Consider the following 19836-nt stretch of genomic DNA (forward strand, 5'->3'; position numbering starts at 1 on the left):
TCCTTAGAACAGAAGCGACTCAGTTGACTCTTTCGGCTTCCTGCTTACTTTAGCTTTCGGCGGCGAAGCCTGAATAGTGTCGCGCGGTCTGGCCTGCTGGCTGGCTCGTTCGAGGTTGAGTGCCAGTAGCCGGGCTAACACTTCGTCGTGAATCTCTTCGGCCCAACGATAACGGTACTTCTTCTGAACGACGCGTCCGAAACGACCCTCATCTTCTTCGTCCTCTTCGTTGAACTCGAGGAAGAAGGCGGGAACGGGTTGGAGATCGTGCCATCCGTAGGCAGATAGCACTGCGCGGTCCAACTGGTCGTGCAGACGGCGCAACTCGGCGATGTCGGGGGAGTTCTCGTCTGGGCGGTGGAAGCGATTGTAGATCTTTGTCAGGCCTTCATTACGATGCGCCATTAGGTTGGCCCGGAACTCGTAATAGGACCGACCAGCTTCCTCTAGAACCTGGTTGACCTCATAGTTGCGTGGGAAGGGGAAAGTTTCGAAGCAGTCTGCAACGTTGTATCTGGGATCGTCCTTCATTGACGCACCGAAAAATAATGCCCAGACCTCGTGAATTCGAGATGCTAAGGAAGCTAGTAGAGCACTCCGATCAGAAATGAACACGATAAGCGTCTGGTCGTACACCATACCGGAGGGAAGAAAGGTGAATGTTGGGAAGTTTGTGCTCGTTAGGGATCTGACCAGAATTCGGTCCAGACCAACTTTCGCGCGGTTAAGCCCTGGACGCTTTTCAGCGTAGTGCCACCACCTTATTCGGAGCGCCTCGCGCTTTTGTAGATCCCGCTCCGGCTTAACGCGTTCCTCGACAATCGCGAGCAAATCAGGCCAGTCGGCTGCAACAGGACCCGGGTAATCGCGAGCCACAACCCCATCCCGCATTTGCTTCCGCTGCGTCTCTTCGGTCAGATCGAACCAAGAGTGCCCGGACTCGTTGCGGCGCAAAGGAAAATCCTCAAAATTTATTACGTATCGGTGGTAAGCATGGGTGGGGCTGGTATTCACATCCTCGCCTCCCAAATACGGGAAAATGCGCTCTCTGTTGCGAGGCTCCTTTTCGAACAGCCGGTGCATTTCGGAGAATGTGGACGCCACGCCATTTGTGTCGGTGTCATCGAACGTGAACCCCGTGCCCAGTACGATAGCCCCTTGGAAGCTCTTGTCTTCGTTCTCTTCCAGCTTATGGGGGTCCTCGTTTCCCCCGGCGTGGAAAAGAAATGCGGTGATGCGCTCAACACTTCGACCGTTGAGGTGATACGGTCCCGATAGTGGACGGTGGGCTACATGGACTACTGAGACAACTACGGCGGCTTCTCCGGGCCAAGGGTAGCGCTTCCGCGCCCTATAAATGGTTCCTCCGTTCATGCAGATCCAGCGCAAACCGGTTGAGCGGGTGTCGCCTTGAGCAATCGTGTTAGTTGCGATGAGTCCAAAGGTGCCGCCGACGCGGAGGAGATTGAAAGCCCGACGGAAGAAATGTGCGACGAGATCAGCGTTGCCGTGGGACTCGGGGTGGAGCTGCTTGAGCCAGTCGATGTAGTCTTCAGGTGAGGCTTCGATGAGGGTGTTCTTGCCGGCGAAGGGCGGGTTCCCCACAATGGTGTCGAATCCACGCTCCCGGCGTAGGTTCCGGTCAAGCGCAAAGACCTCCGGGAACTCCAATTCCCAGTGAAATGGAATAATCGGTTTCGAGCAAATGCGCAAGTCGGCTCCGATCTTGTCGAGGCGCACACCCGCTTCCGCAGCTGGCTTATTGCCGAAAGCTAGATCGACATCATGAAGCAGGACTTGCCGAGCGTTCTCTCGTGTACGGGCGTTCTTGCCCCCAAAGAACGCTGAGACAAGAACATCGCCGAGGTTACGTGCAATCTTCAATTTCTCTTCTACTTTGCCAAGCTGCTGCGAGAGCTGGGCATAGGGAGTACCATCCTGCGCATCGAGAATCCTGCGGCGGCCTTCGGCGACAGATGCGATGTCCCGTCGTACGCGCTCCAGGATGAACGTCTCTTTGGCTGGCGGATCCCAGTGAAACGCGGCGGCCTGTTTCGCGGAGTAACCCACCAATGAGTCTCCGTGGCGGAGGCTATGATCGAGGAACGTGAACTCATGGTCGCGGGCCAAAGTCGCAAGCCACAGGGAGAGCTTGGCGAGATCGACGGCCATCTCATTCTTGTCTACTCCATACAAGCATTGCTGCGCGACCAGCCTGCGTGCGTGGAGCAGCTCATCTTCATCCGGCGGCAGAATCGGGATGTCGTTGTGCCGATGCCACGCTTGGACCAGGACATCCCCGAGCTGGCGACAGGCCTCCACAAGGAAAGCTCCCGATCCCATGGCAGGATCGCAAACCTTGAGCGCTAGAATCTGCTCTGGCGTTGGATTCTCCCCAAGGTTCCTGAGCACGGGTACGAGTGCGCCCTCGACGATCGGCTGGGTAAGCGACCGGGGAGTGTAGTGGGAACCGCTCCTCCGACGCTCGGCGGAAGGCTGAAAGATCATCGCCCCTTCCGGAACGATGGTCGGTGTGACGTTCTTGGCTATCCGGCGATCCAGAGCTGCGATGAGGTCGTCGACAGATCCAGCCTCTTTGATCGCTCGTTCTGCTTGCCCCGTGACCTTCTGGTCGGCTTCCTTGTTGAGCCATTCGTTCCGCTTCCCATTTGCAACAGCCAGAAGCTCGGTCAGGTTTATGGTGATCGGTGCGCCGTGGCGCTTCTTCGGCTTCAGAGCGATGGATGGCCCCTGCGCCAGATGCAATTCGAAGCCCATCATGGCTTCGTAGACGCTGCCAATCTGTTCAACGTCGAGATTTCGGTAGCTGAGGCGTTCGCCATCCAGGATGAGGAGTTGTGTCAAAACGCGATACAGCACTCCATCCGGCACGCGCGGAATCTCAATCTCTTGCGACTGTGCATTGGGACGCCCTTCGAGAAACGAATAGCGATCGGGATCGAAGAGATAACCCTTGCGCCCGGGGATACGAAGTTTGCCATGCCGAGCGCCCTTATAGATGAGCCGGAATAGCACGACCAGTTGTGCCCAAGCTCCATAGCGCTGATCCATCGTGTCCGGATTGTGCGCCTGGTCTGCTCGAAGGCGCTCAAACAGTCCGCCAACAGAGTAGCTGTTCACAAACGTCTCGTCAGAGGAGAGCAGGTCTCGGTCCTCGGCATACAGGATGAAGACGAGACGAAGCAGGACTGTAAGCAAACCGGCGTAGACCTGGTTCGGATCGTCACGCAGGACCTCGGTGAGAACGCCAGTCTGATCGTGTGCAGACTGGAAGCCGCGCAGCAGATCGAAGAGTGCCTCCATGACCTGCCCGGAGAGCTTGTTGGAGACGACGTTCTGGTGCTTTCGACTGGCGACGAGCAATGCTGGCAGGCGCTGATCCTGAGCGAGGGCGAATAACCGCTCGGCCGACAAGAGCATGTGCAGGGCGGCAAGAATCGGACGGCCCGCAACCTGAGCCATCTCCGAGATCTTGAACGTAATGTGACCGCTGGATTCGCCCTTCGGAGCGTAGACAAGACGGATCGCGTCGGGACTCACCAGAAGACCGGACGGAACGCCCGTCTCGCGCAATAGCCTTTCAAAGCGTGCTTGCGGCGAGGCGTGCCAGTGTCGTGGTTCCGGAGGTGGTACGACATCGAAATCCGCGCTCGTCTTGCGGACGAGCAACAGCGGGCTGCCCGCATCCTTCACCACGTAATCGGGGTGCAGCACCTCATCGTAGCCGGGTACGGCAATCGTCAAAGACTCATCCGGTCCCTCCAAGTCTTGCGGACGCCACCCCAAAACGTCGGTCGCGAATCGTTGAAAATCCGTGAGCTTGGGAATTGGGCTTCCGTCCGATTCCTGGGGGAGGATTGACAGGAACTCCTTGTGAAGCGGCACAAAGTGTCGGTTGATCGCGGCTCCTGCCTCAAGGAGCGCCGGAATGGACACGACCACACCGACAGGCTGCACATATCCGAGCCACTCTTGATGGGAGACTGCTGTTGGATCGTAAGCCATCTTTAGCGTCCCCCTTCTGAGGCTGGCCAAAGATAGACGATTCCAACGGGCTCGATGCGCTGTGCTCGGATCGTATAGATGTCTTTTATTCTGGCCGGCTCCGTTTCGAGCTCGGACTCCAGCTTTACGAGTCGATTTTCCCAATGACGACGATCCGCGTTGAGCTGGCGCAATTCTTCATCATTGAATTTGAAGACCCGCTGGCTGCTTTCCACCTGCTTCTCCAGGATGTGCTTCCTCTGGGACTCAAGTAGGGTGCGCATCTGCCGCGACTCGTCTTCTCCGCGTTTGGCTAACTTCTGCGTAGCTTCCTTCGCATATTCCAAACCACGATCTTGGAGATGGGGAAGAAGCTCTTCAATGTCTCTGCCGACCGAATGCCGAAGCGTCGTCTCGATCGTCTCGTTGGTGCGACCGCCAGAGAGAAGAGCCTTCTCCAGCAGCTCCAGCGTCTTCAACTCGGCCTCTCGCGCATACGGCAACAAGGGAGACTTCCGAATGGCTGGGTCGATCCACCGAGCAGTAATTGTGATGATCTCTTCATGGAGTCGCGCGGCACTGGGCCCATAGAGAGCTAAGCGACCGAGCAGCAAGACACGCGGAATCGCATCGCGTGTCTGCGCCAAACATGCTCGCGACAGATCATGGTGAACAAATCCTTGCGATAGGAAGCGACCGAGGAGGCGCTGCACCACCCTCTGCTCAAGGTGCAGTTGAACAACTTCGTCGGTCACAATTCCTGGGTCTTCAAAGACGACGGGGCGAATGGGAGAAGTCCGACGCCACTCAAATAGCCTTTCATCACGCAGTCTGGGCGTTCGAAGGCTATCCATCGTTTCAGCCCACGAAGACTGAGTATCATCCAATTTCGGCAAGATGAACTGGCCTTCAGCAGAGGCTTTCAGTGGCGGAGCGTTCAATAACTCAAGAGCACACGAGATAGCGGAACGGAAGTGCTCTTGGTCGAGGCCAACCTCCCTTTGCGAACGTTCCATCATTGAGCGGAGCTGATCGATGGATTCTCGAAGGTCGTTCTGCCTTTCCCTGACAGATTCAAGCTCATCCTGAAGTGCCTGGGACTTCTCGTCGTCAAGCTGTGCGGCCTCGACTTCTTTCTGTAGGCGATCGACCTCTCGCCTGCGAATCCCATGCTTCAGCAGTTCGTCCAACTCGTCATCGATGACTCGGGAAAGGCTTCCTAACTCCTCACGAATGGTCTTTGTCTTCCGAACAACGGTTTCTAAAATGCGATCTTCGGGACGTTGCTCATAGACAAAGTAGTAGCAATACACCTCGGATGCTGGCTGCAATTTCCTGTCGATACGCCCGTTTCGTTGTTCCATGCGGCTCGGGTTCCATGGGACATCGAAGTGAAACAGATGATTGCAGTGTGCCTGCAGATTGAGGCCCTCACGAGCCGCATCCGTGGCGATGAGGATTCGGACTGGATGTTTGTTCGGATCGGCGTTGAACGCTTCCTTGATCTGATCACGCTCTTTGCCTGAGGTGGAGCCTCGGAAAACCCTGATTCGGTGCAGGGGGGAGTCGGTGTTCGCGACCGAAACTCGCAACATCTGTTCCAAATAGCGAAGCGTGTCTTCGTACTCGGTGAAGATGATGATTCGGGTCCGGTTCCAGCTCCCTCCGGGACACATATTCGCGTGAATCCACTCTGATATTTTCCGGACGCGCGTGTCGGGAGCGAACCGGTGCGATTCAGCCAGTTCGGACATCTCCCTCAGAAGATGTTGTTCCCGAGAATCTTCGCCAGCCGGAGAGGACGCAGCTGTTGCTGCCTCGAATTGGAGTTCTTCCTCGGCTGCCAGTTCAGCATCGGTCACGAGGGCTCGTTCGTCATCACTGCTGACGCTTCCCCTCAGGAGATCCAGGTCTGTCACCTTCGGTGTCGTGAGCGGGATCAGATTCCGACGTTGTCTGTGTACGGTCCGCTGGTGAACTCTAAGTGTCCGCGCAAAGGCTTCAACGGACGAAAAGAGTCTTTGTTGCAATCCGCAGATAAGAAGCCCCGATGCAGCTTGGGCTCTCTTGGTATCACTCGCAAGACGCGCTTCTCGTGCTTCTTGATATTCGGCAAGCAAGGTTGCTAATTGAAGTTCCGGTGTGTCCGGCGGCAGACTGCCGAGTGTGATTTGCTCTACGACTCTTCTAGGGAATCCTCCCTGTATCTGGCGCAGATCCTCTTTAATTCTGCGAACCATCACGTCTTCACGGTTTCGTTTCGTGACCTTCACGCCACGACAGAATCTTTGGGGGTCGAGGATCTCAAGAAGCGATGAAAAACTGTTCGAGTGACCATTGTGAGGCGTTGCAGAGAGGAAGAGCCGATGTTCGAAGCAGGGTGCAAGAGCACGTACCGCATGCGTTGTTTGAGAGTCGATGGCATATCTCTGGCCGCCAGCGGGAGCAGCGTGGTGTGCCTCGTCCAAAATCAGTAATGTTCCTGGCCGAAAAGTCCCAAGCCAGTCGCGGAGACTTGCCGTGTAGGCCTCATCTATTAACAGTCGGTGCGAAATTAGAAATCGAGAATGCGTCGACCACGGGTTAACGCTGAAGCCCCGCTCTCGTCGCACCCGTTGGACATAGTCCTTGTCCAGAATCTCGAATTGCAATCCGAAGCGGGAGGATAGCTCCTCCTGCCACTGCGAGAGCATGGACGGCGGACAACTGACTACTATTTCCCTTATCTTCTTTCGCAGTAGCAGTTCGCGAGTGATGAGGCCAGCCTCGATCGTCTTTCCTAACCCAACGTCGTCGGCTATAAAAAGGTTCACTCTGGGCAGGAGAAGTGCCTTCCTCAGTGGTTCCAGTTGGTACGGGTCAAGCTTGATGCCCGCGCGGAAGGGCGACTGAAGCAGCTTCGGATCGGTCGAAGTGACACAATTCCAACGTAGTGTGTTCAGATACGCGGCGAAGCGCTGGGCTGGATCGAAGCCCCTCTCGGCGATCTGTGCCCAGTTTTCGCCTGTACGGATTTCGGCATCCAGTTCATTTTCCCAAAGGACATCCAGCGATTGACCTTGGGCGTCGTCGTCAACACAAGAAAGTCGAACAAGTGTCGCCTCTCCAGCTCGCGGCGCAGAGATCACTTGTTCAACAAGGTAGAGACGCTGGCGAACGTGAACGATCGCCCCCGCCGCCGGCAGGACCGGATTCTGGATCGAAACTGCACGTATCACGATAGGAGAAGGATACAACTGGCCTGTCCGAGGTTTTGTACTGGTGGGGTAGCTACTTGAGCACGGTTCGCTTTGAATTCAGATAGGGCGGTCTAGAGTGTGGGATAACCGAGAGGCGAGTGGCGGTTTCCAGTTCAGCGTTCGGTCGAGCTATCCTCGGTGCGCTTCGTGACAAAATTCCTCCCAATCCCCTCCAATTGAGCGGGCAGGGAAGAGACGATTTCGGGGATTACGCTCGATTGGTGGTCCAGCCAGACCAAATCCGCTTTCTCCTTGAGCAGGAGGTAGGATTTTCCGATTGCGGACGGGTTATCGGCGATACCTTCGAAACGAAAGAGATCGACTAGGAGCTCATCTATTTCCAGCGATCGCTGGTGAACGTTATGCCGCAGCCCCTCGGCTCGATGTTCGATTTTCTTCCTCGCAAGTTGCGCGGCCTCGCTGACCGCCTCGGAGCCGAAATAGATCCAAAGCAGGAAAAACACTCTCGGCAGCATATCCACGACAGCCCGACCCGAGAGGGACCGAGCCGCATCCCAGAGGGTTCTCCTTCCTTCTAGGAGGGACTCGCGGAGACTCTCCTCTCCTTTACGGGTGAGTTGGTATTCGGTCTTATTCCGATTCCCCGTTTGACCGACGATAAACCCATCCTCTTCGAGACGGCGCAAGCCAGGGCTAGTTACCCCGAGAGACAGGGCGGCCTCGCGCATCAAGTTGTACGGGGTAGACAGCCCACACTGAATCAAAGCCAACAGCGTCGTCCCCATCAGGCCTAGCTGGCCATCTAGATTCCGTTTGTCGAAGGTTTCCACTTCCGACGACACTAGAGGCAATTGGCTTGACAGACAACATATCGTACGATATATAAATAGATATGTCGCACGGAATGTTGAGTAGCCGTGAATTTTCAAATGACCGATCACGAGAGAGACCGACCCGTCTGTCTTTGTCTAACGTGTCCCGAGGAGATGACCGGGTTCTCGGAATCAACTTCCCTCAGTTTGGACAGGTGCGAGCCCGCCGCATAGTCACACGGTCGCGTAGGCGTCCGACCGGCAGATATCCAAGCTGGAAGATGAACGGCAATCTCGAGTGGGAATCACCTCATGAGCTCAACGCGCTCCGGATACTTGACTGCGACCCGAAGATAGCGAGTTTCTACGACCAACCCTGTGAGATCGTCTACGTCCAAGCGGGCGAGCAGCGGCGACACTATCCCGACATACTGGTTGAGTTTGCGTTCAACGGTCGAAAAGAAATCTGGGAGGTCAAGACAGAAACCGAAGCGAGTCGACCCGAGGTAGCGTCGAGAACTGCGCTGATGGCCGAACATCTTCCTGCATGGGGATATCAGTACCGCATCGCGGTAGCCAGTGAACTGTCGCTCCAACCTAGGCTGCGGAACAGCTGCAAGCTCCTGGACTTCGGTCGGAATTCCATCAGCGAGGATGCGCGAGAGAAGATCAGACGCGCTGTCGCAGCTGGAGAAAATCTCGACTGGTTATCTGCCTGCGCCGGGAAATACGGTCCGCGAGGGCGGGAGGTACTGTGCCGGCTCGCACTCGAGGGCTACCTCCAAGTTGAGATGAATTCAGAGTGGTCGAAGGAGACGCGGTTTTCTGTTGCAGCTGGTGCCAGATGGTGACCAGCTGCTTCCAGATCAACACGCGCGTGCGACTGGATGGCACGGAACATAGATTTCATCGGCTTGTCCAAGGTTGCATCTGGCAACTTGAGAAAGAGTCCACGGGCGAGATTATTCAGAAAGAAAGGCAAGTCCTGCTACGCATGCTGGAGGAAGGCAGGCTGGCCTTCTTGCCCAATGGGAACGTTGTCCTAGTACGCCCTCTTTCCGCTAATGTTTTATCTGAAGAGTTCGAGCAGGCGAAGCTCAGGCGGCTATATGTCAAAGGAGTTCAGCGCCTACCCAAGACGAAGGCCGCCTTCGAGCAGGCGATTAAGAATACCTGGAACGAAATAAAGGACCCTGCACGCCCGCCTAGCTTTTCGACCGTGTACCGTTGGCTGACGCGGTTCGAGAACGCGGATGAAGATATCCGTGCTCTCGTCGACAACACGGCTGCCAAAGGGAATCGGAATCCCAGATGCCAACCGGAGATCGAACGGGTTTGTGATGAGACGATCCAGTCCTTTTACCTGAGACGCGAGCGTCCGAATATTCACCAAACTTTAGAGAACGCCCGGATTAGGGTCCAGCAACAGAATGATCATCGCCCCAAAGCTCATCAACTAGAGCCGCCGAGTCGCCGACTTCTGACCCGGATGATCAAGAGACTTCCTGCTTTCGATCGTCATGCAGCGCGACATGGGTATGAATCCGCACGTGTCGTCTTCAGATCAGTCAAGGGGCATAGGGTTACAGAAAAACCGCTTGAACGAGCGGAGATCGATCATACGTTGCTCGACGTGGTCTTGGTGGATCACGAAACGCGTCAACCGACGGCACGTCCGTGGCTAACCTTATGCATTGACGACCATAGCCGTTGCGTACTTGGGTTTGAGCTAGGTTTTGATTCGCCAAGCTTCCGGACGGTTGCTGCCTGCTTAAAGCAATGTTTCACGCCAAAGGCGAAGTTGAAAGAGACGTATCCACGCCTGAACTCGGAGTGGCACGCCGCGGGTGTAATGCGGGAGTTGGCACTGGATAACGGCCGCGACTTCCATTCAAAAAGCGCAGAGAACGTGCTGCTTCGGCTTGGCATTGAGGCGCACTTCGCCCCAATAAAAACGGGAGCATACAAGGGAAAAGTGGAGCGTATTTTTAGGACGATCCAAGAGGAGATCATGCACACAATGCCCGGTACAACGTTTCGCAACACCCTTGAAAAGGGAGACTACAACCCGGACAAACATGCCTGTGTGAGTCTCCCTGAATTAGCCGAAATCCTCACGATCTGGATAGTCGAGAACTATCACCAGCGGGTCCACAGCACGCTCCAGCGGACACCAAATCAGGTATGGCTGTCTGGAATCGACCCCGATGAAATTCGGTATGTGGACGACCTGACAGAGTTGGACGCCATTCTAGGCGCGACATACAAACGCAAGCTCACGCATAAAGGAATTGAATGGAAGGGGCTTTCCTATAACTCCGATGAATTGCAGAAGCTCCGCCAGCTAAAAGGGGAAAAGCTGGAGGTCGAGCTGCGCATTGACGAGACAAACATTGGCTGTGGCTATGTCTTCTTGCCTGGACTGGAAAAGCCGATTCGAGTACCTGCGCTTAAGCGCGACTATGCAGACGGTATCAGCCTTACTCAACACAAGGTCTACACACGCCATGACCGAGAGCAGTCGCGGGATGCTGGCCGTGAATCAGGCGTTCTGTACTCCAAAGCCCTCGTCGATGAACTTCTTCAAGCGGCACGCGGTAAGCGAGGTCGCCTCGGGCGTCGTGCAGCCACCCACTTAGAACAGCGAGCCCGCAATGCAGGGAGGGAGACTAATGCCCGAACAGCCAGCGCAAAGAACATTGTAGGAAGCAAACCAGAATCGCTGGCCCCCGCTTCCACTCAACCTGTTCCTGTTGCCATCCGGCAAGAGATGCCGATCGGCCTTCGAGCCAGACCAAGGTTAGCGGCAATCAAACGGGAGGATATCAATGAGCAATAACAGCCGAACTATTGTTGAGGAGATCCTAATTCCGCATTCCGCATTCGAGAAGGCGGCCGCCCGAATCGAGCAATGCTTCTTGTTTGCCGAAGGCAAAGGCGAGACGGAGGGGATGGCCATCCTCGGCGAGTCTGGAACGGGGAAGACGACTGTGCTCAAAAACTTCTACGCCAAACACCACTTTCGCCATGACGAGAACGGTCGCGAGGTCCCCGTCCTCTTCGTCTCCACCCCAAGCGCACCCACGCCGAAGGGCTTGGCTGGCGTAATGCTCACTGAACTTGGAGCAGCTGACGCAGAACAGGGCACGGAGAACTACAGGACAAATCGCCTAAAGCGCCTGATGAAGGAAACGAAGACTCGAATGGTAATTATCGATGAATTCCAGCAGTTTTATGATCGTGGCAAGCGCAAGGTCATGCACCACGCGGCTGATTGGCTCAAGGGCTTAATCGACCAGACCAGGACGACTTTGGTTATTGCCGGGCTGCCGACCGCGATGACAGTCATTGACAGCAACGAGCAGTTGACGAGACGCTTCTTGGCCCCTATCGAGCTTCCCCGATTCTCATGGACGCTCGAACGGCAGCGGATCGAACTGCAAGATATCCTCAATGCATTTTACGAGGCAATTGCAAGCGAGTTTGATCTCCCAAATCTCGCTTCGGACGAGATGGCGTTCCGCCTGTATTGCGCTACAGGAGGTTTGATGGGATATCTCTCCAAACTCCTGAAACAGACACTGCGAAACGCGTCAATCGACAAGCGCAGAATCATAACTCTGGAAGACTTCAACATCGCCCACACGGAAGCGATCTGGTCAAGCCAACGCATCGCAGGTTTGCCACTACCATTCGCATCTGATTTCACACCTTCAGAGACGGTTGACCTGCTTGACGCCGTGGGAAAGATCGGCACAGTTCAGACCTCTCAAGAGCCTGCCAGGCGACCCCAGACGCGGAAGAGAGAGCAGTCTGTAAACGAACTCCTGAAGGTACGATGAGCATTCTTGTCAGACATCCCGGACCGGAAGTGACTGAAAGTCCCCTTGGCTACGCACTTCGGCTCGCTGAAGCGAACGGCTACGGTTCACCTTGGAATCTGTATCAATTCGCCGGCATGAAGCAGAACGAAGTGAGGACCACTGGATTTGCGGTCGAGAAGCTTTGTGCCGTCACAACCCGTTCGCTTGCCGAATTGAGACGGATCTCTTACGTCAATGAGACGGGCGAGCCGCACTCTTGCCGGCTGCTTGGACATGAACTCGCTCCAATTGAGTTGGATCTTAAAAATCCGAAGGTTTGCCGATTCTGTGTGATGGAGAAGGGATTCATCGAAGCTTATTGGGACCTGGCGCTAATGATCGGCTGCCCACTGCACCGATGCTCCGCAGTCAATGTATGTGCCCGATGTGGGAAACGGCTGCGTTGGTACCGGAAAGGACTGCTGGCTTGCAGCTGTGAGAACGATTTGCAGGACGCGGAGGTGCGGTCGCTGAGCGGGCAGACCTCGGCACTTCTCAGTGTCATCCGGTGCGTGGTGATGAGGGAAACCGTAAGTTCCCGCGAGAGTCACGGGCTACCTGCCGACACTTTAGCGGGCATGGAGCTCCGGTCGCTACTCCAGATCGTTCGGTTACTGGGCCGGTACCGCGTGCTTGCCGACGGAATGAAGAACCCATCCGACAGGGTCACGTTGGTAAATCGATCGGCGCACGTCCTGTCCGAGTGGCCCAACAACTTCTTTCATCTGCTCGATGATCTTGAACGCTCACAGGGGCAGAAGGGGGGGAGCGGAGTCCGCTCCCATTTCTCCGGGCTGTATACGGCAGTCTTCAAGCGCTCTTCTAGCGAGGATGTGAGTTTCCTCGGGCTTGTCAGGGAGGCCTTTCTGGACTACCTGACGCAGCGTTGGACGGGCGGTGCGGTCCACGGCAACCTACTCAAGAGGTTTCCCGGCAAAGCTTCCAAGCGCTATCTCTCCGCCTCCGAAATTTCTGCTCGCTATGACGTCCAACCCAGGACCGCTAGGCGATTCCTCAGCCTGCATCGGGCCTCACTCCGGCTCCAAGATGGATCGTCCCGGGTCCTGATTGACAGCAGAGAAGCAGCACTGCGGAATACAGTACCCGGACGGATCCTCAGAGCGAGAGAGGCGGCGAGGGCCTTGGGACTCTCCGTCCCGTTGCTCCAGTATCTCCGCAAAACGGGGCTCTTTGAGGTCAATCACCTGTTCCCAAGTAAGCCCGGTTATCACGAGAGAGATGTGAAGGCATTCAAGGAGCGGATTGCAGGTCTTGTGTCGATTACGGGCGGCGCTGAATCCGTTCCAAAGAGATTCGTAAGTCTATTACAGGTATTGAAAAATCCTCACACCTCAGTCGAGCTCAAGGCTGCCGTTTTGCGGGGACTGTTCGCCGGCCGACTTCAACTTGTCGGGAGTGGTGATAAATCGACGCCTCATGGGTTTATTGATCGAGAGGTTTACGACGCGTTCGTAAGGGAGACGGCCGAGCAACTCCTTGGTCATCGCTCAACAAGAGCAGCGGCGAGGGAGCTTGGTTGTGAACCAGAATGCATTCCGCATCTCGTTCGTGAAGGACAGCTCAGGGGTGTTGTTTCTCCCGCTGGTTTGAGAGTCACCGTGGACTCGATCAAAGCACTCCGTGCGTGTTGGATCTCTCTTGCTACTCTCGCGAAAGCACATCGGACATCGAGCCGCGCGTTGCGTCAGAGGTGCGAGGTTGCGGGAATATCGCTCCTCCTTGTTCCTTCACGTCCCAAGACTGCTCCTCGGCCATTTATCCACGTCGACCAGGTCAGAAGAATGATGGCCACCGAAACTGAATCCTCGGACTGCGCCACATCGCAGCCGAACAACTTGCTTCCCATAGGTGATGACACATGCGTGACGTTCGATTAGTGAGACATCCGCCTCCCAAACCAACGGAGAGCCTACAAGGCTACCTACTTCGACTCGTCGAAGCGAACGGGCATACGGGTGTTGGCCGGACGTTCGCATTCGCGGGGTTCACACGGAGTGATCTCGCTTGGACGAATCTCGATCTTGCGAAGCTGGCCGCGCCAATCGGCTGTCCGGTCGAGACACTCGAAGCGATTGCGTATAAGCATTGGTCCGACGATGACAGCACTTTTCGGATTCTGGGCCACGTGGTGGCTTCCCAGGACCTCAGTCTTTCGAACTCTAAAGTGTGTCCCGAATGCGTGGGCGAGTTGGGCTACATTGAGGCCACGTGGGACCTAACGCTGTATGTTGGCTGCCCTGTACACAGACGCGCCTGCCTGTGGTTTTGCGGAAAATGCAAGAAGAAGGTGCCGGGGGATAGACAGGGCATGCTGATCTGTCGCTGTGGAGCACCGATGAAGAACGCGCCGAATCATGAGCTATCTTCTGAAGCTGTTGGGTTGCTGGATCTGATTCGATTCAGGTTAACGGGGCAGAGTGTGTCGCAGAAGACAGGCTCCTCGTTTATCGAGAAGGAGCTGCTTGAGGCTCCGTTCGATTGGATGCTAAGCACGATTCGCTCCTTTGGAAAATATCGCCTCCAGGCGGACCGAGTTCCTGAGTATCGCATGAGGTCCAGAGACATTTTCCATGCAGCTGCCAGCGTTGTGGCCGATTGGCCGATTGGCTATCAACGCCTGGTGCGTGACTTCGATCGCAAGGTACGGGCTGTGGACGAGGTCCCCGTGCCTGCATCGCTAAAACACACGTACGAAGCGATATTCGCGGCCAAGGATGCAAGGTACGGACGATCCTCCCTTATGGAGCTCTGAATGGTGTGCTGTCGGATTTGCCGTGGGGAGGAATTAGCAATTTGGGCGGAAGGCTAGTACTCGTTGCGTCTCTTAGTCGACACGGTGATCTCTTTGCCAAACGGTTATAGAGAAGGCTGACATTTTGCAGGCTTGCACGGCGAACAATTGACAGTTTGAATGAGGCGATATGAGTAACAAGGACTCGGAGGTACAGTTTGAACGCGCCGTCTACATTGATTTGGAGTGGAACTGCTGGGACAGTACGAAACCGACGACACAGCACCGGGAGATCATTGAGATCGGCGCGGTGGAATTGAATCTAGAAACGCTGGAGATTGAGTTGCAAAAGGATTATCTCGTCAGGCCGCGTCCGTTCGATATCAGTGACCGATGCACCGCCATCACCGGACTGACGGCAGCTGACCTGAAATGCTCACCCCTTCTGCCGGAGGTCTTGGCCCGGTTCGAACAGGACTTCTCCCCGAAGCAGAAAATGTGTTGCACCTGGGGGCACGATAGTGAGTTCCTGGCCGAAGCCTGTGGACGGTACAAGCTACGCTCGCCTTTACGAAATTGCGTCGACGTGGCACAACTGTTTTGGCGTAATTTCCTGCTCAGAGCGCAGCCCAGTTTGCGGACCGCGATGGACGTCCTCGGAATCGAGTTCGACGGGGTTGCCCATACTGCATTGGCGGACGCGAAAAACACGGCTGCGGTGCATGCGGCCATGATCCGGCGTATGCGGGGCATCTCCGATTCCGTTCCGGCATATGCCCCTGTTGTCACGGATGAATCGCCGGCGACGGTCTTTGGTGAGACGCTGAGTCGTGCGTTACGATCTGCTTCGAGCTGATCGTAACGGAGAGGCAGTACTCACTTCACGTGCGCCGACCACCGGATTGCAGCGCAGGGCGTCGATTCGCACCTGGTCGAGCTTGAGTTCGGTCATTCCGTGTCGGCAACCGGTAGCACTCGCGCCTGGGCTCATTGATTTGTCAGGATTCCCACACTCATCAGACTCTCAATAACGGCGTGGCTCATATGCCCGTTCCCGAAGAAGGGGAGCAATAGGTATTGTGCGTGATGCGCGGCCTTGATCTGGCGGCCAATGGAAACCCATTCTTCGCCCAGAAGATGCGCGAACCTCATTTGACTGCCGAAACCGTAGCAGATCACAAGAGGACGCGGAACCAGTGCTTCCAGGGTCTCTTTGAGCCTGATGCATCGGGCGGCTACTATGTCATCTAGCCCGGGCTTCAATCTAGCGAATTCAACCGCCCAGGTCGAATCGTTACTTCTGCCGGTCGGTACAGGTGACAGTTCTGTCAGAAATGTCTCTCCACCACTGCGCCCCAAACTGTTCTTTATATATTCCTTGACAGCTCGATTCGAGTTCCATTCTTTGCAGCCGCTCCGAGCGAGCATGATCTTCGCCATGTACTGCCATACTTGAGTCCTAGGCGGGTCCAGTTCGACGTCGATGGGGCAACCGGCCCGCACGAGTCGCAAGTGTGCCTCTCTCAAGTCCATGACAGGGCTGAACCGGGCACGGGCCTTCAAGTTATGGATCGTGTCCTCCTGGCTCATACCCGCCAGCCCCTCTTCCAAACCAACAAACCACACTGGCGCGGATATAGGGCCGTACCCAAGAAAGCCCAGAACGTTATCAAGTTCTCCGGGTGAGAGATCGAGGTGTATGTTTCCGCTCAGAATTCCACTCATCAATTAGCCGAACTCCGCGATGTGATGGTTCAGACCTGACTCTCAGGAATACCCTAAGAGACGCCGCCAAGGCTACAGAGATTATTTGTCCAAAAGCTGGTCGATGATCTCGGCAGTTGGCCCGCAGCCGAGATCTTGCGACGCATGATCGTACAGGTGGAAGCGAGATCAGCGGATGAGGTGTGCGAGATCCTGGATGTGCGCAAAGGTGGGTTGAGTGGCCTGAGCCAAGCCAAGGCGCGGAATTCGAGCCCTTCTCTGCATACCTTCTTCGAGCAGTGTCAACCCGGCCCGATCAAAGTGGCGACTTTATCTGATCTGCGCCGCGATTAGGACGTCAGCTGCTACACAGAAAGGTTAAGCAAGTGATACGGCATCCTGGCTGGGTGTCTCGAGCAGCTTCCAACGCTTACCGTATACCTTCAGACGTGGTGTTTCGAAATTCTGCTCACGGCCTTCCCAAAGCCGCGAAGCCACCAATCGAGCATTGCCGAGTCAACAACCGTGGCATTGATTTTGTAGTGTTTTTTCCCCTCGCAAACCTGCTGATCCTTGGAGAGTGGCGATTCGAGCAGATGAAGGCCATAGTCCTTTTCGATCCAGAAGCTGAGCGTGATCAACTCACCGTTGCCGTAGCCAAGACGACCGTTGTCATCGTACTGCTTCAAATCGAACTTCGGCGGTCGTCTGAAAGTAAAGGAAGATGCCTTCGCCGCCTTAATCCGGTGCAGCGCCAAATTACGCTCGTTCTCATATCCCTCAAAGCGGCAGACGAGGTACATTCGCGGGCCCTGCTGTACCAATCCTAACGGCATGACCCGGCTCTTCTTTTCCTCGCCTGCGGCGTTGAGATACTCGATTATCAGCCATTGGTCACCGTACAGCGCGTTGCAGACTTGTTCAAAGACCTGCTCGTCCACCTTGGGCGGGAGCAGTGGTTGGCTGGTACTGACAACCCGAACCTTCTTGAGCCACTCGCGTTCCTGCCGGGCTGTGGCCTGTTCGTCGAGTTGGTTCATGGCCTGAGAGAAGAAGGCCGCCATCGACTTCATGAGGCGTGGCGGCAGCAATTGCTTCAACTGCTGCTCGGCCAACGCGAGCAAGAGGCATTCCTGCGCGGTTAGCGCGGGCAGAGAAAACCCCTTTGCGAGGGCATTCCAACGATAGCGATAGGGCTTGCTGGTTTCGTCGCGCTCGATGCCGAAATAGCCGGAGAGCGTGAGCGTTTCCAATTGCCGCTCAATGGTGCGGATGTTGCGCTCAAAGCCGGAGCCTGCGAGCAGTTGTTTCAGTTGCGGCGCGGTTACGGTTCGCCCCTTTGGAATTCGACGAAGGAGTTCCAAAGCAACTTGAAGTGTCTCGAGCGAGGCGGGGCGTTTGGGCACGGTGATTTCACACTGTGGGGGGACATGGCCCTATTTGAATCAGTGATCTAATCTTCTCTACGACTTCGCGATGGTTATAGAGCGCATATTTGCTCAGATGTGGCAGGCCAATGAGTGAAGGCGACCCTTTTTTTATTAGAGATTGGCATGCCCAGTTTCCATGCCCAGAATCGAAGTACTGTACGGAACCGCCTCCAAGCTGCTTCGCGACAAATCTGAAGGTTTTGTCGCCGAATGTGATGATCGTGTGCGGTTGGACAACCTGTAAGATGGCCTCGTGAACTGGCCAGCATAATTCCGCCAATTCTGGGTATCTGGCGTCTCCCTCATCCCTGCTTCTCTTGAAGATTAGATTTGATGCGCAGACAGTGTAGGGGTCTTCTCCAAGCTCTTCGAAGAGGAATTTGAAGCTCTTCTGAAGTGGTCGACACCCCTTACAGTCTGGATCGCTACACCATGATTCATCAAGGTAGGCATTCAGTGTTGATGTGTCGAGGTCAACCAAGGATTGTCGAATCTTTGTCGTGCCTTCTTCCGACCCGCCTGGATTCAAACCGAGAAAATAGTACTTGCCGGGCTTGAGTGTCTCGCAAGAGCTGTAGAGTACCGTGCCCGACTCATCCAGAATTGGACCTAAGAATTCGTTCGCCTTCTGTACTATTTCAGCTACATTTCGTTCATGTAGATCGTTCGTGGCCATACACATTCTTTCCCGAAATTAATCCGTCTTCTGAAAATTGCTACTCACACTCAGCCACGCGCAAGGATCGTAACTCTGTAATCAGAGTAGAGGCTCTGATTCTCAAAGGTTTTGAGATGGAGTCGTGTACCCTTCGTGGCGATTCTCGCCATTCTATCCTTTATCGAGTCTCTATCCTCATCATTGAGAATTCCCGGACGTGCCTCAATGGATACCATCAAACCTCGGGACGTTCTGACTCCCTCCGGGCCTAAATGCGGGCTCGCACAAGCTGCATCGAACGCAGCAAAAAGCCCTTCGACGCCGTTCCCGTTTCGATAACTGATCACGGAAGAACCACCCCCTCTCAGGACAGATCGCAGTTCTGTTGCGTCAATCCCTCGAGATCCCGACTTCGCGAGTGCAAATGTGACGACTCGGCATGTTTGGGCGACTGCTGCACAAAGCAAATCGCCCCTGTTATGTTTTCGAGGGAGGTGAACCTCGTGCTTAATCGCGTTCACAGGCATCTCAAACCCGACATCTACCAGCGAGTCGAGCGACCTGTAGCCTTCAGTGTCCGGGCCGGTGGGTTTTATCGCAACGGTGAAGACACCTGCCTCGCGAAGCGCTTCTGCGACGACGGAAGAAAGCCCCTGGTCGGATAGTGCATACAAATTGGTCAGGATGAACGCCACGTCCAAGCCAGAAACCAGATTGGCAATGTCGGACCTCCGGCCCTGCGCGGGGAGTTGAGCCTCTCCGATCGTTAATGGATACGAACCGTTCTTGGCAACCAATAGAGCATCTTCAGCACTAGAAAAGCGCAGGTAAGGCATGTTCTGCGCTATTGCAATTCGTTTGCATGGGTAGTTGAAGCTCTGAGCAACCCGATCCAGGTAGAACACGCCTGGGCCTCCAACACCTACGATTCCGACATGAAGCCGCCCGTCAGAATGGAACCGGCTTCCGTATTCTTCGATGCAGGACTTTTGGTCGCGCCTCGGGGAGCATGCGCTTGGGACAGGCATGCTGGCTGCTGTCAAGGAAGACAAAAAGTAGAGAAATCTGCGACGGTTCACGGTTAATCCCTTAAGGCGTAGCATCAATTCTCATTGTGCTATTAGCCTGCGACAGGATGTGTCGCACGGCCAAAACGCACATCCCTGCGACGCAGCACCCCGCAAAAGGAGGTTCTGACCCACACAACAAACTGAGGACGACTGCCACGGAGGCTTCTCGGGGTAAGCCCATGCAGCGGCAACCGGCACAGGCAGATGCAAAGCATCTGGGTCCGGTGCGTCAGTCAATCCCATTGGCAAACGGCTTAACTGGAAGGGCTTTCCAGACAGGGAGGGGACCCGGAGTCGCGTGACTTGCACCGGAGGGGCACGCCCATCCCGCTTCAGAACGTG

At 55.4% G+C, this 19836-nt stretch carries 14 protein-coding genes; 7 read left to right on the forward strand and 7 right to left on the reverse strand.

What is annotated here, in order from left to right; translation table 11 throughout:
- Nucleotides 1–3: 3 nt before the first annotated feature.
- The 3 genes from VGU25_16475 to VGU25_16485 form a co-directional block, all read right to left on the reverse strand.
- Nucleotides 4–3765, reverse strand: coding sequence for a DNA methyltransferase (locus VGU25_16475; GenBank protein HEV2578801.1), 3762 nt, complete (start codon nt 3763–3765; stop codon nt 4–6).
- Nucleotides 3766–4028: 263 nt separating this feature from the next.
- Complete coding sequence (gene drmD / locus VGU25_16480) at nt 4029–7223, reverse strand: DISARM system SNF2-like helicase DrmD (GenBank protein HEV2578802.1); 3195 nt, start codon at nt 7221–7223, stop codon at nt 4029–4031.
- 134 nt (nt 7224–7357) lie between these two features.
- Nucleotides 7358–7708, reverse strand: a complete 351-nt coding sequence (locus VGU25_16485) for a hypothetical protein (protein ID HEV2578803.1) — start codon at nt 7706–7708, stop codon at nt 7358–7360.
- Between the two features lie 590 nt (nt 7709–8298).
- On the opposite strand from VGU25_16485, the gene VGU25_16490 reads away from it, so the two are divergent.
- The 6 genes from VGU25_16490 to VGU25_16515 all read left to right on the forward strand — a co-directional run bounded on the left by VGU25_16490 (nt 8299) and on the right by VGU25_16515 (nt 15488).
- The gene (locus VGU25_16490; protein HEV2578804.1) at nt 8299–8868 is read left to right on the forward strand and encodes a TnsA endonuclease N-terminal domain-containing protein; all 570 of its coding nucleotides are present in this window, start codon (nt 8299–8301) and stop codon (nt 8866–8868) included.
- Nucleotides 8862–10856 (forward strand): Mu transposase C-terminal domain-containing protein, encoded by a 1995-nt coding sequence (locus VGU25_16495; GenBank protein HEV2578805.1) that lies wholly within the window; start codon nt 8862–8864, stop codon nt 10854–10856. Before VGU25_16490 ends, VGU25_16495 begins: the two co-directional genes overlap by 7 nt.
- Nucleotides 10846–11859, forward strand: a complete 1014-nt coding sequence (locus VGU25_16500; GenBank protein HEV2578806.1) for a TniB family NTP-binding protein — start codon at nt 10846–10848, stop codon at nt 11857–11859. The genes VGU25_16495 and VGU25_16500 overlap by 11 nt, the downstream gene beginning before the upstream one ends.
- Nucleotides 11856–13778: a TniQ family protein gene (locus VGU25_16505; protein ID HEV2578807.1), complete on the forward strand. Its 1923-nt coding sequence runs from the start codon at nt 11856–11858 to the stop codon at nt 13776–13778. The genes VGU25_16500 and VGU25_16505 overlap by 4 nt, the downstream gene beginning before the upstream one ends.
- A gap of 458 nt (nt 13779–14236) precedes the next feature.
- On the forward strand, nt 14237–14653 hold the full coding sequence (locus VGU25_16510) for a hypothetical protein (GenBank protein ID HEV2578808.1): 417 nt from the start codon (nt 14237–14239) through the stop codon (nt 14651–14653).
- A 169-nt stretch (nt 14654–14822) separates the two neighbouring features.
- Nucleotides 14823–15488, forward strand: a complete 666-nt coding sequence (locus tag VGU25_16515) for a 3'-5' exonuclease (GenBank protein HEV2578809.1) — start codon at nt 14823–14825, stop codon at nt 15486–15488.
- Between the two features lie 131 nt (nt 15489–15619).
- On the opposite strand, the gene VGU25_16520 is transcribed toward VGU25_16515, so the two are convergent.
- Entirely contained in the window at nt 15620–16357 is a 738-nt protein-coding gene (locus tag VGU25_16520; GenBank protein HEV2578810.1) for a hypothetical protein, read from the reverse strand.
- A 144-nt stretch (nt 16358–16501) separates the two neighbouring features.
- Between VGU25_16520 and VGU25_16525 the strand changes: the two genes are divergently transcribed.
- The gene (locus VGU25_16525) at nt 16502–16690 is read left to right on the forward strand and encodes a hypothetical protein (GenBank protein ID HEV2578811.1); all 189 of its coding nucleotides are present in this window, start codon (nt 16502–16504) and stop codon (nt 16688–16690) included.
- Between the two features lie 89 nt (nt 16691–16779).
- Here VGU25_16525 and VGU25_16530 read toward each other — a convergent pair whose 3' ends face one another.
- Genes VGU25_16530 through VGU25_16540 form a run of 3 tightly spaced genes read right to left on the reverse strand, consistent with a single transcriptional unit; the run spans nt 16780 to nt 19329 of the window.
- On the reverse strand, nt 16780–17742 hold the full coding sequence (locus VGU25_16530; GenBank protein ID HEV2578812.1) for a WYL domain-containing protein: 963 nt from the start codon (nt 17740–17742) through the stop codon (nt 16780–16782).
- Nucleotides 17743–17749: 7 nt separating this feature from the next.
- A complete protein-coding gene (locus VGU25_16535; GenBank protein ID HEV2578813.1) occupies nt 17750–18442 on the reverse strand; it encodes a hypothetical protein in 693 nt (230 codons plus the stop codon).
- A gap of 50 nt (nt 18443–18492) precedes the next feature.
- A complete protein-coding gene (locus tag VGU25_16540; protein HEV2578814.1) occupies nt 18493–19329 on the reverse strand; it encodes a hypothetical protein in 837 nt (278 codons plus the stop codon).
- Nucleotides 19330–19836: the final 507 nt, after the last annotated feature.

The sequence above is a fragment of the Acidobacteriaceae bacterium genome, assembly GCA_035944135.1.
GTDB lineage: Bacteria > Acidobacteriota > Terriglobia > Terriglobales > Acidobacteriaceae > Granulicella.